Annotated in this window: 16 protein-coding genes and 1 tRNA gene; 8 read left to right on the forward strand and 9 right to left on the reverse strand. The window is 39.4% G+C overall.

Annotated elements, in window-relative coordinates; genetic code table 11:
- Positions 1–19 precede the first annotated feature (19 nt).
- The gene (locus ACIQ6T_RS00065; protein ID WP_395782947.1) at positions 20–1,057 is read left to right on the forward strand and encodes a WD40/YVTN/BNR-like repeat-containing protein; all 1,038 of its coding nucleotides are present in this window, start codon (positions 20–22) and stop codon (positions 1,055–1,057) included.
- Here the strand turns inward: ACIQ6T_RS00065 and der are convergent.
- Positions 1,037–2,359, reverse strand: coding sequence for a ribosome biogenesis GTPase Der (der, locus tag ACIQ6T_RS00070; protein WP_395782949.1), 1,323 nt, complete (start codon positions 2,357–2,359; stop codon positions 1,037–1,039). The two genes, ACIQ6T_RS00065 and der, sit on opposite strands and share 21 nt — an antisense overlap.
- 12 nt (positions 2,360–2,371) lie before the next feature.
- Positions 2,372–3,274 (reverse strand): GTPase Era, encoded by a 903-nt coding sequence (gene era, locus ACIQ6T_RS00075; protein WP_395782951.1) that lies wholly within the window; start codon positions 3,272–3,274, stop codon positions 2,372–2,374.
- A 98-nt stretch (positions 3,275–3,372) separates the two neighbouring features.
- Between era and ACIQ6T_RS00080 the strand changes: the two genes are divergently transcribed.
- Positions 3,373–3,445, forward strand: a tRNA-Met gene (locus tag ACIQ6T_RS00080).
- A gap of 287 nt (positions 3,446–3,732) precedes the next feature.
- The gene (locus tag ACIQ6T_RS00085; RefSeq protein ID WP_395782953.1) at positions 3,733–4,047 is read left to right on the forward strand and encodes a LytR/AlgR family response regulator transcription factor; all 315 of its coding nucleotides are present in this window, start codon (positions 3,733–3,735) and stop codon (positions 4,045–4,047) included.
- A gap of 48 nt (positions 4,048–4,095) precedes the next feature.
- On the opposite strand, the gene ACIQ6T_RS00090 is transcribed toward ACIQ6T_RS00085, so the two are convergent.
- The 6 genes from ACIQ6T_RS00090 to atpD form a co-directional block, all read right to left on the reverse strand.
- A complete protein-coding gene (locus ACIQ6T_RS00090; protein ID WP_395782955.1) occupies positions 4,096–4,998 on the reverse strand; it encodes a flagellar motor protein MotB in 903 nt (300 codons plus the stop codon).
- Between the two features lie 90 nt (positions 4,999–5,088).
- Positions 5,089–6,879 carry an acyl-CoA dehydrogenase family protein gene (locus ACIQ6T_RS00095; RefSeq protein ID WP_395782957.1) on the reverse strand — a complete coding sequence of 597 codons (1,791 nt, stop codon included), beginning with the start codon at positions 6,877–6,879 and terminating at the stop codon, positions 5,089–5,091.
- Positions 6,876–7,346: a MarR family winged helix-turn-helix transcriptional regulator gene (locus ACIQ6T_RS00100; RefSeq protein ID WP_395782959.1), complete on the reverse strand. Its 471-nt coding sequence runs from the start codon at positions 7,344–7,346 to the stop codon at positions 6,876–6,878. Before ACIQ6T_RS00100 ends, ACIQ6T_RS00095 begins: the two co-directional genes overlap by 4 nt.
- 92 nt (positions 7,347–7,438) lie before the next feature.
- On the reverse strand, positions 7,439–7,975 hold the full coding sequence (locus ACIQ6T_RS00105; protein ID WP_395782961.1) for a hypothetical protein: 537 nt from the start codon (positions 7,973–7,975) through the stop codon (positions 7,439–7,441).
- Between the two features lie 6 nt (positions 7,976–7,981).
- Positions 7,982–8,212: a F0F1 ATP synthase subunit epsilon gene (locus tag ACIQ6T_RS00110; protein ID WP_395782963.1), complete on the reverse strand. Its 231-nt coding sequence runs from the start codon at positions 8,210–8,212 to the stop codon at positions 7,982–7,984.
- Positions 8,213–8,220: 8 nt separating this feature from the next.
- Complete coding sequence (gene atpD / locus ACIQ6T_RS00115; protein ID WP_395782965.1) at positions 8,221–9,738, reverse strand: F0F1 ATP synthase subunit beta; 1,518 nt, start codon at positions 9,736–9,738, stop codon at positions 8,221–8,223.
- 176 nt (positions 9,739–9,914) lie between these two features.
- Between atpD and ACIQ6T_RS00120 the strand changes: the two genes are divergently transcribed.
- Both ACIQ6T_RS00120 and rpsJ read left to right on the forward strand, forming a co-directional pair.
- A complete protein-coding gene (locus tag ACIQ6T_RS00120; protein WP_395782967.1) occupies positions 9,915–12,065 on the forward strand; it encodes a hypothetical protein in 2,151 nt (716 codons plus the stop codon).
- Between the two features lie 106 nt (positions 12,066–12,171).
- A complete protein-coding gene (rpsJ, locus tag ACIQ6T_RS00125; RefSeq protein ID WP_092014386.1) occupies positions 12,172–12,477 on the forward strand; it encodes a 30S ribosomal protein S10 in 306 nt (101 codons plus the stop codon).
- Positions 12,478–12,531: 54 nt separating this feature from the next.
- Here the strand turns inward: rpsJ and ACIQ6T_RS00130 are convergent, their stop codons facing one another.
- Entirely contained in the window at positions 12,532–13,284 is a 753-nt protein-coding gene (locus ACIQ6T_RS00130) for a glycosyltransferase family 2 protein (RefSeq protein WP_395782969.1), read from the reverse strand.
- Positions 13,285–13,397: 113 nt separating this feature from the next.
- Between ACIQ6T_RS00130 and rpmH the strand changes: the two genes are divergently transcribed.
- Genes rpmH through ACIQ6T_RS00145 form a run of 3 tightly spaced genes read left to right on the forward strand, consistent with a single transcriptional unit; the run spans position 13,398 to position 15,651 of the window.
- Positions 13,398–13,553, forward strand: coding sequence for a 50S ribosomal protein L34 (gene rpmH / locus ACIQ6T_RS00135; protein WP_127802947.1), 156 nt, complete (start codon positions 13,398–13,400; stop codon positions 13,551–13,553).
- A gap of 59 nt (positions 13,554–13,612) precedes the next feature.
- Complete coding sequence (rnpA, locus tag ACIQ6T_RS00140; RefSeq protein ID WP_395782971.1) at positions 13,613–14,005, forward strand: ribonuclease P protein component; 393 nt, start codon at positions 13,613–13,615, stop codon at positions 14,003–14,005.
- Complete coding sequence (locus tag ACIQ6T_RS00145) at positions 14,002–15,651, forward strand: S41 family peptidase (protein WP_395782973.1); 1,650 nt, start codon at positions 14,002–14,004, stop codon at positions 15,649–15,651. Before rnpA ends, ACIQ6T_RS00145 begins: the two co-directional genes overlap by 4 nt.
- Positions 15,652–15,654: the final 3 nt, after the last annotated feature.

The raw sequence follows: 15,654 nt of genomic DNA on the forward strand, positions 1-15,654 counted from the left end.
TCTAAGAGCGGCTTTTTTTATGATGAAAAAATACATCCTAATTTGCTACATAGGTATTATAAGCCAAAGCTTTGGCCAATGGATACCCATTGATATACCAACTAAATCTTCCTTTAGAGCCTTAAAGTCATTGGGTAATGAGATATGGACAGGTGGCACACAAGGCACATTTGGTCATTCTTCAGATGCTGGAAAGACCTGGAAATTTATGCAAATTCCAGGTGCTGAGAAACTTGATTTCCGAGATCTCGTTATTCTTAACAAACAGGAAGTATTACTTATGAGCGCGGGACTATCTGAAGAAGGGAAAGCCAGTATATGGCGTACACTAGATGCAGGCGAGAATTGGAAAATAGTATTTGAAAAGAAGGAACCTGGGTATTTCTTTGATTGTATTCAATGGGATTACAACAAAAAAGAAGGTTGGCTATTAGCTGATCCAGTCAAACAAAAATTAACCCTTTTTCATTTTAAAGGCGAAAATTTCACTCCTGTCAATGTAGAAAAAGCCCCCATGCTACAAGTAAATGAAGCATTCTTTGCCGCTAGTGGGTCTAGTTTAATTCTTCAAAAGGACAATTTACTGCTTGTTGGCGGAGGTGCCCCATTAGCGCGTATTTACCAAAAAAAAGACTTAAACTCTGATTGGAGATTTATTGAAACTTCAGTAAAAACAGGTGAGGCAAAAGGCTACTTTTCCATTGGGACAAAAGACCTAAAAAACTATTGGGCAGTAGGAGGAGATTACCGGAAATTAAATGAAAATAATATCCCTATTTTGACTAGTAAGGACAGTGGTGATAGTTGGCAAGTGTTAACCAACACCCCCAACTTCTACATGGAAAAAGTAATTTGGGCAAAGCCTTATTGGCTAGTAAGCGGACCAAGTCAAAGCGCGGCCTATCATGAAAAAAAGAAACAATGGAAAAACATAGGCCCTAGCTCCTATCACAATATCATACAAGTAGGAAAAGAAATCTATGGAATCGGAGCGAAAGGCCAATTAGGAAAAATCAGCCTTTCGTCGATTGATGTACTATTTCTTACGGAAAAATAAAGAGATGGGAGTCCCATCTAGTTGGAAATTTTTTCGCATTTGATTTTCCATGTACCGTTCATAACTTTCTTTAATATACTGAGGTAGATTGCAGAAGAAAATGAACGTTGGGTAAGGTGTTGAAACCTGCGTACAATATTTAATCTTAATGTATTTCCCTTTCCAAGCTGGTGGAGGATAATTTTGAATCACTTCGAGCATCACATCGTTCAACTTTGAAGTTGAAATTTTTTGCGAACGATTTTCATACACCTGAAGCATCATTTCCAAAACTTGGAAGATCCGCTTCTTCTCCATCACAGATGTAAATATCACAGGCATATAATTCAATGGAGCCATCCGTTCTTTGATAGCCTTTTCAAGTGCGTTTGCCGTATTGGTATCTTTAGCAACTAAATCCCACTTGTTCACCATCAATACAATGCCTTTCTTAGCTTTATCGGCCATACTGACAATATTCATATCCTGCGCCTCTAAACCTGTTAACGGATCAATCGTTGTCGCATCAATCAATATGATAGCAATATCACATTCCTCCAGGGCTTTAATTGAACGAAGCACGGAATAGTATTCAATATTATCATCAATACGCGCCTTCCGACGAATACCTGCGGTGTCAGTAATGATAAAATCTTTTCCATATAGCGTGTAGCGGTTTTGAATTGCATCGCGCGTCGTGCCAGCTATATCCGTCACAATCGAACGATCACGCCCAAGCAACGCATTTAAAAAGGATGATTTCCCTACATTCGGGCGTCCAAGAATAGCAACACGCGGCACACCAGCTTCCGGATTTTCAATTCCTTCGTCTTTAAAATGCGAGATCATTACATCCAACATATCACCTGTACCACTTCCACTCTCAGCAGCAATTGGGAAAGGATCTCCTAAACCTAACTCATAAAATTCAGCTGATGCCATGGCTTTTTCATGCGTATCTGCCTTATTTGCAACAAGAATTACAGGTTTTTTTGACCGGCGTAATACTTTGGCAAAATCTTTATCTAAATCGGTAAGCCCCGTTTGACAATCTACGACGAACAATAATACAGCAGATTCTTCAATTGCCAATTCCACTTGTTCACGAATGGCTCCTTCAAAAATATCTTCGGAACCATGAACGTATCCACCGGTATCGATAACGGAAAAGAATTTTCCGGTCCATTGGCCATAACCATAATGCCGATCGCGCGTAACGCCCGACATATTATCCATGATCGCTTTTTTCTGTTCAATTAAACGATTGAACAACGTTGATTTTCCCACATTGGGACGGCCTACAATGGCTACAATATTTGACATTTGTCTTAAAAATTAATCAGGTGAATACCCGAATGATCGCAATTTATCTGCTTTTGCACGCCAATCTGGCTCTACCTTCACAAATTGCTCTAAAAATACTTTCTTACCAAAAAACGTTTCTAAGTCGGCCCGTGCTTGAATCCCAACCTTCTTAATACTTTCCCCTTTATGCCCAATAATAATGGCACGCTGAGAAACACGTTCCACATAAATCTCCGTCGCAATACGTAAAATAGTAGGCTCCTCTTTGAAAGAAGTAACCACGACTTCACAGGAATACGGAATTTCCTTTTTGTAATTCATTAAAATCTTTTCTCTAATAATCTCAGCTGCAAAAAAACGCTCTGGTTTATCTGTTAATTCATCCTTATCAAAAAATGGTGGATGAACCGGTAAATTATCAACAATATGTTTAAAAATCTGATCCAAATGTACTCCTTCCTGAGCTGAAATAGGCAAGATGGCCCGACTCGGGAAAATACCTTGCCAATAATCCAAACATTCCCGAAGGCGCTCTTCAGTTACTAAATCAATTTTGTTAATCAACACCACAATAGGCGTTTCCGTATGATCCTTCCAATTTGTCAGGAACTCAAGGTCTTCATACGTGTCGAACACATCAGTCACATAAAGAACGACATCAGCATCCTCCAACGAATTCTTTACAAAAGCCATCATGGACTTATGCAATTCATATTTAGGTAGGAGTACACCAGGCGTATCTGAATAGATGATTTGGTATTCATCCTCATTATGTACACCATTAAGCATTCCTAAAATACGGTGACGCGTTGTTTGGGCTTTCGAACTCACAATTGAAAGTCGTTCACCAACAAGCGCATTCATCAACGTACTCTTCCCAACATTGGGTTTACCAATGATACTTATAAAACCTGCTTTATGCTGATGGGCCATATTAAAACAACGATGCCCGAAAGGGAAATAATTGATTATTTTAGCAAAGATACTTGTTTTTCCCGTAAAAACCCCGCATATTTGCACTCCAATTATACCGCGGGGTGGAGCAGTTGGTAGCTCGTTGGGCTCATAACCCAAAGGTCGTCAGTTCGAGTCTGGCCCCCGCTACAGAGAAAAAAAGGTCTTCAAATGAAGACCTTTTTGCATTTTACACTAACCACCTTTATAATCATGTTTGTCTCCTATGCACTTTATTCCGAAAAAGCTGACGGACGTCAGTTCGAGTCTGGCCCCCGATACAGAGAAAAAAAGGTCTTCATACGAAGACCTTTTTGCATTATATAACGTCAAAAACGGCCACTTGATAAAAAACCAACCGTTAGATAAGTCATTTTGCTGTACATTGCATCAAATTTCTAGGTTTGTATCGATTAAAAGTCTAATTGCTCAAACGTATGAAAATTGACATCAAATTACCCGGTATCGAAAACTGTCCAGTAAACACGATTGTCTACATCGAAGGAAAGGGAAATTACAGCATTGTCCACCTAAAGAATCTAAAACAGGTGGTTATGGCAAAAACACTTAAAAAGTTCGAAGCTCAATTGCGAATGAATCAATTTGTAAGGATACACAAATCCTATTTAGTTAATAAAGAGAACATTCCAACATTTGATTCCAAAGGAGCAACAGAGGTTCCTACTGCACTTGGAACTACCTTGCCGATATCGCGTCGGAAACTAGATTTCGTTCGAAGAACATTCGCATAAAAAAAGGCCTCACATTACATGAGGCCTTTAAAACAAAATATTTGTTAATTAATTTCCAGAAGTTGGAGGCGCCATTAAATTAAAGAATTGATCCAATTTAGGCGTTACGATTATTTCCGTACGACGGTTTTGCTTACGACCTGCGCGGCTATTGTTACCCGATTGAGGCACGAACTCGCCACGACCACCTGCAGTCATTCGCTCCGGATCAACACCGAATTTCGATTGCAATAGACGAACTACCGAAGTAGCACGCTTTGCTGAAAGATCCCAGTTGTCCTTAAATTCAGGAGTAGAAATTGGCACCGCATCCGTGTGGCCTTCTACCAAAATATCTAATTCTTTATGATCATTTACAACCTTCGCAACCTTCGCAAGAACTGTTTCAGCTTTTGAATTTACATTCGCAGAACCAGATGCAAACATTAGTTTATCAGAAATTGAGATGTATACGACCCCTTTTTTCACTTCAACTGTTACATCTTCATCATTAATATCAGCCAAAGAACGCTTTAAATTCATAACCAATGATAAATTTACAGAGTCTTTCTTTTGTATTGATGAATTCAAATCCTTGATGTACTTACCTTGTTCGTTCAATGCATCTAATGACTTGCGAATACTCTCAGCACCTGATTTATTAATTACAGAAAGATCAGATAAGCGATCCAACAAATTTGTATTTGTTTTCTTCATGTAATCTAATTGCTCTTGAATTGACTTCAAAGCTGCTGTTCTTGATTCTAAATCAGCATCTCTTTTCTTAATCTCCCCTTGAAGACTTGCTGTTAATGATTGGCAATCAGCCAAATCTGATTTAGCACGTGACACGGCTTGATCACTGCTAGTTTGTAATTCTGTTAAACGTGATTGTAATTCAGCCATCTTTTTTTTGCTCGAACACGAAAAGAAAAAGGGCATCATCGCCAAGACTAAGAGTAGTTTTTTCATAAAAAGTTTAAGTTAAGTAACTATAGTAAATGAGACTTCCACAAAAGTATAAATGAAAAATATATAAATTGTCCTTAAAAGCGAAAAAAATTAAAAAATATATCCATTTTTTACAATTGCAGCCTGAGCAATCATACGCCTTGATTCAATCAAATTCTTTGGAGCTATTTTCGTAAAACGTTTTAGCCCCATCAATAATACAGTCAACTCATCCCCTTTCGCAAAACCCATAATCACTTCTTTCCCCGAATAATGGATCTTTTCAACGGCCTCGTGAAGGTAAACGAGCGCACATTCATACGCTACCTGATGTTTATCTTGGCCATCGCGCGTAATTAATTTATCCACTCGGGCTAAAGTTGACTCCGCTATATAAACTTCAATCATCATATCAGATACCCCCATCAATATTTCCTGCTCGTTCTCAATAGCCGTAGTGAATTTTTGTAAAGCCGCCCCTGCAACCATCAAAATAGCTTTCTTTAAATTCGCAATCACCTGATATTCTCTTCCAAATATTCCATCAGGCACTGAAGTACTAAAATCAGGTACCCCTAAAATCTCTTTCCCTACCGCCATAGCTGCTGGCATTAATTCAATTTCCCCTTTCATCGCCCGCTTTAAAACTGTTCCTATCGCAAGCAATCGGTTAATTTCATTTGTTCCTTCAAAAATGCGATTTATACGCGAATCTCGATAAGCTCGCTCCATAGGTGCCTCAGCCGAAAATCCCATACCACCGAAAATCTGAACACCTTCATCAACTACATAATCAAGAACCTCAGAAGCATGGACTTTTAAAATAGCACATTCAATAGCAAATTGTTCAACTCCTTTTAACTTAGCTTCAGCATCAGCCATACCGGCAGCTTTCAAACTAAGAATCGACTCATCAATGTTTTGCCCCGCCCGATACGAAGCTGATTCTGAAGCATATATTTTCACAATCATCGAAGCCATCTTTGCCTGTATCGCACCAAATGCATGTATTGATTGACCAAACTGTTTCCGATCACGCGCATAATTTACTGCTTGATCCACCACTTGCTTAGCACCTCCCAAAACTGCAGCCGCCAGTTTAATCCGACCAATATTTAAAATATTCACTGCAATCTTAAAGCCCCCCTCACGTTCAAACAATAAATTTTCTACCGGTACCTCACAGTCCGTAAAAAAAACCTGACGCGTCGAGCTCCCTTTAATCCCCATTTTATGTTCTTCCGCGTTCATCGTAATTCCCGGAAATGTCTTTTCAACCAGAAATGCAGTCAATTTTTTGTCCTCCGCTATCTTCGCAAACACAATAAACAAATCTGCAAACCCACCATTCGTTATCCACATCTTTTGACCGTTAACTATATAATGTGTCCCAGCTTCATTTAACCTCGCTTTCGTCTTTGCCGCATTCGCATCAGATCCAGAATCAGGCTCTGTCAAGCAATATGCAGCCTTCCACTCCCCAGTTGCTAATTTGGGCAGATACATCTGCTTTTGTGCCTCCGTACCATAATATACAATAGGTAATGTCCCTATGCCGGTGTGGGCCGACAACGCTACTGCAAATGAATGTCCGGCTCCGCAAGCTTCTGCCACAAGCATTGATGTATTAAAATCCATCCCAAAGCCTCCATATTCCTCAGGAACTGATGTTCCTAATAATCCTAATTCTCCCGCCTTGTCCAATAAGCCAACCATCACAGAAGTATCTGTAGCATAATCAATTTCATCCAAGATAGGGTGAACCTCAGTCTTAATGAAATCAAGACAAGTTTGACCAATCATTTTTTGTTCTTCCGTAAAATCCTCCGGGATGAACACCTCCGATGGCACTACCGGGCGAATCAAAAATTCACCTCCTTTTATGGCGGTTAAACTACTCATGGCTTTATTTTTAATTTTGTTGACACTGACTCAAAAATAGTATTTGATTCTTTCTCCAAGATTTGATTAATCGCACCAATCACCTCAAAAAAATCAGCAATTTTTTGCTCTCCTAAACGCTGATAAACAAGTTCATTAAACAAAATGACGCCCTGCCTCGCCTGATCACGCTTTTGTTTGCCCAAATCAGTTAGGAATATTTTAACCACACGCTTATCCGCATAATTCGCCTCCCGACGAATCCACTTTTTGTCCTCCAAAGTCTTCAACATACGCGTTAAACTCCTTGACTCTAATCCTAACGCAGGTGCAATCTTAGTCGCAGACGTGCCCTCTTTGTCTATGTGCAACAGCACATAGCCGATAGCCATGGTCATGTCAAATTGTGCGGAAAATGTGTTGTACATGCGCGAAATAGCGTACCAACTAGACTTAATTTGGAAATCGATTGTTTTTTCTGCTTTCATAATTTACCTTGGTGTGCGCGCATACCAAAGTAAATTTGAGACAAAAAAAAATAGGATGCAAGCATCCTATTTTCAAAATTTGTTAAATCAACTTATTTAATTCGATTTCCGCGCATACGTTTGCTATTGACCTTCAAACCTGAGAATGAAGATTTCATAATCAACAAGCGAACTTTTTTCTTATTGTATAATAGATACTTATTGCCATCATATTGCAAACGCGAAAAAGTAGGACTACCTAAATCATCAACTAATTGATAAAAATATTCACCTCGCTCCCCTAAAACAGGCGCAAAATGTAAGCTTTTCTCAATACCAGCACCAGCCTCGAATGATATCAATAACTGCTCTTGTTGCTCTTTGATTAAAACACCTGGAGTTTGTGGTTCAAGATTTACGCGATTTATCGACTTGCCATTAACAATCATTACCTTTCCTGACTTTACATTCGCATCTGATGCATTTAATTCCCGTTCCAAAAACAAGGCATTGTCGTTGTAGAACTGGATTTTATCTAACGGTAATTGGTTTTCTTTGATTAATGTCATCAACGAACCCGTAAGTTGCGTCTTTTCTGAACAAGAAGACAGCATCCCCAAACCAACCAATAAAATCGCAAGACGCTTCATAGATGATTAATTTATGCCTTCGGCAAGGATCAAAACTTTATTGTTTAAAACTTCAACGACACCACCTTCGATTTGAAAAATATCTTTGTCGGCAGTTAATGTACCCTTTTCAAGCGTACTTACTAAAGCTGCGTGATCATTCAAAATTTGAAAAGAACCATCCACGCCTGGCAAAGTGACAACAGATGCCTCTCCAGCAAAAACTTTACGATCTGGTGTAATTATTTCTACAAACATAGTTTAATTTATTTGGCAGCTTCCGCAATCAATTTTTCTCCTTTAATTACCGCATCCTCGATAGTACCTACCAAGTTGAATGCCGCTTCTGGCAAATAATCATATTCTCCATCAATGATGGCATTAAATCCTGTGATGGTATCATTGATATCAACAAGAACGCCTTTTAAACCAGTAAATTGTTCAGCCACAAAGAAAGGCTGAGACAAGAACCGCTGAACACGACGCGCACGTGAAACAACTAATTTATCCTCCTCAGATAATTCGTCCAAACCTAAGATGGCAATTATGTCTTGTAACTCTTTGTAGCGTTGCAAAATCTCTTTAACACGTTGAGCTGTATTGTAGTGCGAATCACCCAAAACCTCAGCAGATAAAATACGAGATGACGAATCCAATGGATCCACCGCCGGATAAATACCTAATTCAGCAATTTTACGAGACAATACCGTCGTAGCATCTAAGTGGGCAAACGTTGTTGCCGGGGCTGGATCCGTTAAGTCATCGGCAGGTACGTAAACCGCTTGCACAGATGTAATCGAACCACGCTTCGTAGATGTAATACGCTCTTGCATCGCCCCCATTTCCGTTGCCAACGTTGGTTGGTAACCTACAGCAGATGGCATACGACCCAAAAGGGCAGAAACCTCAGAACCTGCTTGTGTAAAACGGAAGATATTATCAATAAAAAACAAAATATCACGACCTTGACCTTCACCATCACCGTCACGGAAGTGCTCCGCAACAGTTAAACCTGACAAAGCCACACGAGCACGTGCTCCAGGAGGCTCGTTCATTTGACCGAACACCAATGTAGCTTGGGACTTCGCTAATTCAGTTTGATCTACTTTTGATAAATCCCACTCTCCAGCTTCCATCGCATGCTTAAATTCTTCACCATATTTAATTACGCCAGACTCAATCATCTCACGTAGTAAGTCATTCCCTTCACGCGTACGCTCACCTACTCCTGCAAACACAGATAAACCCTCGTAAGCCTTCGCAATATTATTAATCAACTCCATAATCAATACGGTCTTACCTACACCGGCACCACCGAACAAACCAATTTTACCTCCCTTAACGTAAGGTGCCAACAAGTCAATTACTTTAATTCCTGTAAATAATACCTCTGTCGTTGTTGCTAATTCATCAAATTTCGGCGCAGCACGGTGAATCGGCAAGCCCTTGTCAGATTTAGGCTGAGGTATGCCATCAATTGCATCTCCTACCACATTAAACAAACGACCCTTAATCCCCTCACCAGTAGGCATCATCATTGGAGTTCCTTTGTCAATCACCTCTTGGCCTCGTTGAAGACCTTCCGTACCCTCCATTGCGATTGTTCTTACACGATCTTCGCCTAAATGTTGTTGAACCTCTAAAATTAGATGCTGACCATTTGATTTAGTAACAGAAAGGGCACTTAAAATTGCTGGTAAATGTGACCCTTCTCCCTCGAAACTTACATCAACTACCGGCCCAATAACTTGAGCAACTCTCCCTTTATTAACTGCGTTTGCCATTTGAAAAAAAATTATATGAAAATGAGATATCCATTCGAACTGCAAAATTAGTGTGTAAATTCCAATATGCAAAACGGATATTGTATTTTTCTCCTTTTTTTTGACAATATCGGCCCGATTCTTTGAATGAATTAAAGTTTATGTAGAAATTAGATTTTTAAAAATAAGCCAAAATCGTGCAACAAAAAATTCAAACGATAGTTCTTAGCCTTCTAAGCTTCCTTTGCCTCGCTTGCCTCATATTTTTTTTCTGGCTAAAACCCGAACTTATTCAAGTCAAAGAATTAAGTGAATTAATTCCAGACCAAGGAATTGTAGATCAAAACCAAGCTTTACAATTAAAAACGACCATCTTATTTGTCCGACAATCTTTTGATTTGGCCATTAATATGCCTGCCGTTTGGCCACTACTAATATCTTGCATCCTTTCTGTAGTTGGATTAATTACCCTCGTTTTATATTTCAAAGAAATCACAAATATTTCATGGGCATTTCTTTTAGCCGGCATAGTACTCGGCATAGGCATCATTAGCTTGAATTCTCCCAAAATTAATTCCTTAGAATCTTTTCAATTGCTCGCTGAGCTCATAAACCTACTCGGCATTTTAGCTATCCTCGCAATCTCAGTCTTATCGTCTGCAGCAATTCCACAATTAATTTTTCAGTTGGGCCACTCCCAAAGCTACTCCCAAAGCCTAAAAAACTGGTTGATTTTAGGGGGATTTTATCTGGTAAATATATTACTGAGTTACGGAAACACGCACCTTTATTGGGATCTTAGCATATCCATTCCGCCATTACTCTTCGGAATTGCAGCCTGGATTTTATTCATATGGAACAATAAAACAAATAGGCTCCTTCGTATGAGCCTTGGAACCTTGGCCATTACCACCCTTTTTACTTGGGCGTCGTTGGGGAACGATGCTGGCATCGCGGCAAGCCAACATTGGATCTTGATATGTCAAATAACCATGGCATTTTTATTTCCCTTATTCTTGCTAAGTAATTTTCAATCGCCCATTCAGCAAAATTTACCTGTCCATAAAATTACACACAAGGCGCCACGAGTCCCAATAAATTTAATTTACATCGGCATCTGCATCCTTGGTCTTGCTTGGGTATTTGCCCGAAACGGAAGTGTTTGGCATCAAACAAGAGCCGCAATGGCCAACCAATCAGGCGATATCGCCTGGTTATTCCAGAATAAAAAGCAGGCAGAATTTGACTACCATAAAGCCATGGGGCATAGTAAACTAAATGGTCAGAGCAGCTTTCGATTAGCTAATTTGGCGATTGAATCAAACGATTTTGAAGCTGCAGCTTATTATTTAAGCACGAGCCAATTAAAACATCCGACATATGCTAGTTTTGTTGGATTAGCCAACATATTTCAAAAAGAAAATCAGATTTTTCAGGCGCTTTTTACCCTTCAAAAGGGGAATCAACTATTTCCTAACAACCTTCAAATATTGACCCAACTGGCCCACACATACGAAAGCCTCAACCTCATCGATTCCGCTCAGTATTTTTACCAAAAAGTAGCGTTAGCCTTTCCAAAAAATGCACTGGCGCAAGCTAACCTATTATATAGCAAGAAAAAGGCATTACTAGATTTGCCATTAGATGACCCGTCAATTCGGACAAATAACCTTGCCATTTCACTCAAAAACGGCACTTTTTCGACCAACACCCCTTCAATTGAAAATCTTGAGCCAACAGGTGATTTACGCGATTGGGCAAACATCTACAACTCCATGCTTTATTTCAAAGGCAAACTAGGAATACTTCCAACCCAGCGATGGATTGCAAAAGGGTACGGAAATACCATTTTCCCTGAGTTGCAACTGCTTGACGCATGGCAAGACTACTACCACAACAAACCACTGCGTGCACTTGAAAAACTTAGCCTTCTCCTGGATTCTGACGCTACAGGAAAGTTGGACGCCTATAAAAACATCCTAGAATTCTGGCATAAATCCATGCGCATGCCACACGGTCAAGTACAGATCAAAGACTTAAAATCAGCCCTACATGCGATTGAGGCCTACCCCTTCCAAGCGGATATTCTTCAAGAGGCTATCTTGATTTTAAATGCCAATAAATATGAAAAACAAGCCTATGAGGCCAGTTTGCAAGCAGCACGTTGGAATGAAGAAGATGCTACATTTCAATGGATATATGCTCTTCAGGCACTAAAAATAGGAGAAATCGATTATGCCAAAGAGGCTATGAATCATGCATTATCTCAGGATCCAAAATTGTTTATGGCGCGTAAGCCTATCTTTGACCAGGAATTACAACAAGCTATAGGCCGACAAAAATTCTAAATGGATTTGGTAGTCAGCCAATTATAGTTTAGTTTTGCGAACTGAATTTAATGCCCAGCGGAGTTAATGGTTCTTTCGCTCGGTATTCACTAAATGAACCAAATTTATGAATCAAAAAATTCGCATTAAGTTGAAATCGTTCGACCACACATTGGTTGACAAATCAGCTGAAAAAATCGTTAAGGCGGTTAAAGCAACAGGTGCTGTCGTTTCAGGCCCGATCCCATTACCTACAAAAATTGAGAAATTTACCGTTTTGCGTTCACCACACGTGAACAAGAAAGCGCGTGAGCAATTTCAATTATGTACGTATAAGCGTTTAATTGATATCTTCTCTTCTTCTGCCAAAACAGTAGACGCGTTGATGAAATTAGAATTGCCTTCCGGTGTTGATGTTGAAATCAAAGTTTAACTTTCATTTGACTTCGCACACAAAAAACCTCTTCAGTTTCCTGAAGAGGTTTTTTTATTGAAACAGTTGCATGATTTTACGAATGGGTTTAAGGGTTACCGTAAAAAAATACGGCTTTAAATCATTTAATGCCCATGCTCTTCGATCCTCTCGATTAGCCACCCAGCGGTGTCTCCAAGAAGCGGTGCTCGTTCCTCCGTTCCGCATTGTCATCAGTAACTTAGGCAAATAAGCAACCGAAATACGATTTTTATATAATGCCCGCAACATCCACTCGTAGTCGGCAGCACACGTAAAATCAGTTCGGTAATTTCCTAATCGCTCATATACATCACGCCGTACATAAAAAGATAAATGAGGAGGCATCCAACCATACAGCCAGTTTTTTAGATGATAGGCTCCAGCTTTCCAATACCGAACTACGCGCATTGATTCAGGATCAACAAATTGAATATCACCGTAAATAGCCTCGGTTTGATTGGTTTGAAAACTAGAAACGACAGATGAAATTACATCGTGGCTGGGGTAGAAATCATCGGCGCCAATTACACCAACAATCTCACCGGAGATACGCGAAAGTCCTTTATTAAGCGCATCGTATATACCGGAATCTTTTTCAGAAATATATTGAATTCTTCCAGCATAGGATTCTAGAATTTCCACACTTCCGTCGGTCGATCCCCCATCAATGACCCAATATTCAATATTGGAATAATCTTGACCTAATACGCTGTCTATGGTCTGCCGCAAGGTGGCAGCCGATTGATAGGCAACAGTTAAAATGGATACTTTCACGGCGTGGGACAAAGAACAAATTTAAATATTATATTTTTTTTACTTGGGGCTTGACAAAAATATATTTTTACGTACCTTTGCAAACCCAATTCGATTCTAACGGTCGGATTTAAATTAATAAAGCAATGAAAAGAACTTTTCAACCCTCAGTACGTAAAAGAAAGAACAAACACGGATTTCGTGAGCGTATGTCTACTGCAAATGGTCGTCGTGTGTTAACAGCACGTCGCGCTAAAGGTCGTCATAAATTGTCTGTTTCTGACGAGAAAAGAGGTAAATAAGCCATAGATTAGAGTAGAGCTGATTTCTGGCTAGCTGTTACTTAAAAAGTATTCTTGCCGTGAAATTCAATTTTCCGAAATCAGAGCGGTTAACGCAACTTAAAATTATTGATTCTTTATTCCAAAAGGATAGTCAAACGGTACGTAGCCGATTTGTCTATCCTTTTCGAGTTTTGTACCAAGTAAGTTCCTCCGTATCGAGCCATAATACGCCTCAAATCGTCATATCGGTACCTAAGCGAAAATTCAAAAAAGCCGTAGATCGAAATCTGATTAAACGTCGGATCCGAGAGGCCTACCGACTAACCAAGCCATTTTTTGAAGGGGAAGACTTTCAATCGCTTCCTTGCTACATTGGTTTTGTTTATATTGGATCCGCTATTGAACCTTATGACCTGATCAAAAAACGAATGGAATCCATAGTACAGGAGTTTAGCACGGCAAAATCATGAGTCTAAAGAAAAAATATTCGCGAATTAGTATCTGCATTATACTTGGTGTGTCGTTAGCCTGCGCTTCTTTTATTGCCTCAAACGATCGTTTATTTGAAATTGCCAAAAATCTAGACATCTACGCTTCGGTCTTCAAGGAACTCAATAAATATTACGTTGACGAAGTAGATCCTAAGAAAGCGATGCAAACGTCAGTTGATGCCTTACTAAAATCCTTTGACCCATATACAGTTTTCTACCCTGAGGACGAATTGGAAGATTTTTTGTTAATGACCACGGGGAAATACCAAGGAATAGGCATTCAGCTTAGTGAAATTAATCAGAAGCATCACATAACCTTCATCGAATCAGCAAGCCCAGCCGAAAAGGCCGGTTTACATATCGGGGACCAATTGGTGGCAGTCAATAATATTCGCATGACTGACAAAACAGAAAAGGATCCTGCACTACTGATGAAAGGTGTTGCAAATTCCCCATTGGTGCTCGAAATTCAAAGACCTGGCGCGCAAAGCACACAAACATTTACCTTAACGCGTACGACCGTACAAATTAAAAACGTTACCTATTATGGAATTATCCAGCCTGGTGTCGGGTATATTCAATTAGATGAATTCAATGCAAGTGCGGCCAAAGAGATGAAAAGTGCGCTTATTTCTTTGAAACAACAGGGAATGAAATCGCTTATTTTGGACTTACGAAATAACCCTGGGGGCTTGCTTACACAAGCAATCGATATTTGTAATTTATTTCTACCCAAAGGAAGCAAAATTGTTGAAACGCGTGGAAAAATCGAAGAATGGAATAAATCGTACGAAGGCTTAAATGCGAGCTTTGATACTGAAACTCCAATCGTCGTTTTAATCAATAAAAATTCAGCTTCGGCAGCAGAAATCGTAGCAGGTGTCCTTCAAGATTATGATAGGGCTGTGATTATTGGTCAGAAAAGCTATGGCAAAGGACTTGTACAAGTAACGCGTGATTTGCCATTTCATACAAAAATTAAAATCACCACGGCGAAATATTATACACCAAGTGGGCGCTGCATTCAAGCAGTTGAATATAAAAATGGATCAGCTATTATTCATGCAGATTCAATAAACCGTATTTTTCTTACAAAAAATGGGCGCAAAGTTGTTGACGGTGGGGGCATTACTCCCGATCAAGTTTTTCAAAAATCGCATCAATCCCCATTTATCCTGTCCCTACTTAAACAATACAAGCTCTATCTTTATGCGCTGAGCTATCGGGTTAAAAACCCTACAATTTCTCCGGCAGCCCGATTTGAATTGACAAATTCCGATCTGGCTAATTTTGAAAATTGGCTAGCCCAAAGTGATTATAAGTTTGAAAATAGTATTCATTCACAAGTTAAATCATTAATGACCTTGACTGAAAAAAATCCTGCTTACGCTTCATTACATCAAACTTTACTCGCAACCAAAGCAAATGAAAAACTAGCGTTGCATCAAGAAATAGAAGCAAATCAAGCTGAGTTAAAGCAGTTACTGAGTCAAGAAATTATCTTACATTATTATTTACAGCTAGGGGTGAATCAATGGTCAAACCTACACGATCCGGTGATTCAAGCAGGCGTAGCATTAGTACAAAAAGTACATACGTATCAAACCATTTTGACTTCAAAATAAGCA

The organism is Aquirufa sp. (assembly GCF_044377215.1).
Taxonomy (GTDB): domain Bacteria; phylum Bacteroidota; class Bacteroidia; order Cytophagales; family Spirosomataceae; genus Aquirufa.

Coding starts and splice junctions, on each gene's coding strand:
- ACIQ6T_RS00090 (WP_395782955.1), bottom strand. CDS start 4,998: ATGAAAAAACTACTCTTAGTCTTGGCGATGATGCCCTTTTTCTTTTCG.
- rpmH (WP_127802947.1), top strand. CDS start 13,398: ATGAAAAGAACTTTTCAACCCTCAGTACGTAAAAGAAAGAACAAACAC.
- ACIQ6T_RS00085 (WP_395782953.1), top strand. CDS start 3,733: ATGAAAATTGACATCAAATTACCCGGTATCGAAAACTGTCCAGTAAAC.
- rpsJ (WP_092014386.1), top strand. CDS start 12,172: ATGAATCAAAAAATTCGCATTAAGTTGAAATCGTTCGACCACACATTG.
- ACIQ6T_RS00065 (WP_395782947.1), top strand. CDS start 20: ATGATGAAAAAATACATCCTAATTTGCTACATAGGTATTATAAGCCAA.
- atpD (WP_395782965.1), bottom strand. CDS start 9,738: ATGGCAAACGCAGTTAATAAAGGGAGAGTTGCTCAAGTTATTGGGCCG.
- ACIQ6T_RS00100 (WP_395782959.1), bottom strand. CDS start 7,346: ATGAAAGCAGAAAAAACAATCGATTTCCAAATTAAGTCTAGTTGGTAC.
- ACIQ6T_RS00095 (WP_395782957.1), bottom strand. CDS start 6,879: ATGAGTAGTTTAACCGCCATAAAAGGAGGTGAATTTTTGATTCGCCCG.
- ACIQ6T_RS00110 (WP_395782963.1), bottom strand. CDS start 8,212: ATGTTTGTAGAAATAATTACACCAGATCGTAAAGTTTTTGCTGGAGAG.
- der (WP_395782949.1), bottom strand. CDS start 2,359: ATGTCAAATATTGTAGCCATTGTAGGCCGTCCCAATGTGGGAAAATCA.
- era (WP_395782951.1), bottom strand. CDS start 3,274: ATGGCCCATCAGCATAAAGCAGGTTTTATAAGTATCATTGGTAAACCC.
- ACIQ6T_RS00145 (WP_395782973.1), top strand. CDS start 14,002: ATGAGTCTAAAGAAAAAATATTCGCGAATTAGTATCTGCATTATACTT.
- ACIQ6T_RS00105 (WP_395782961.1), bottom strand. CDS start 7,975: ATGAAGCGTCTTGCGATTTTATTGGTTGGTTTGGGGATGCTGTCTTCT.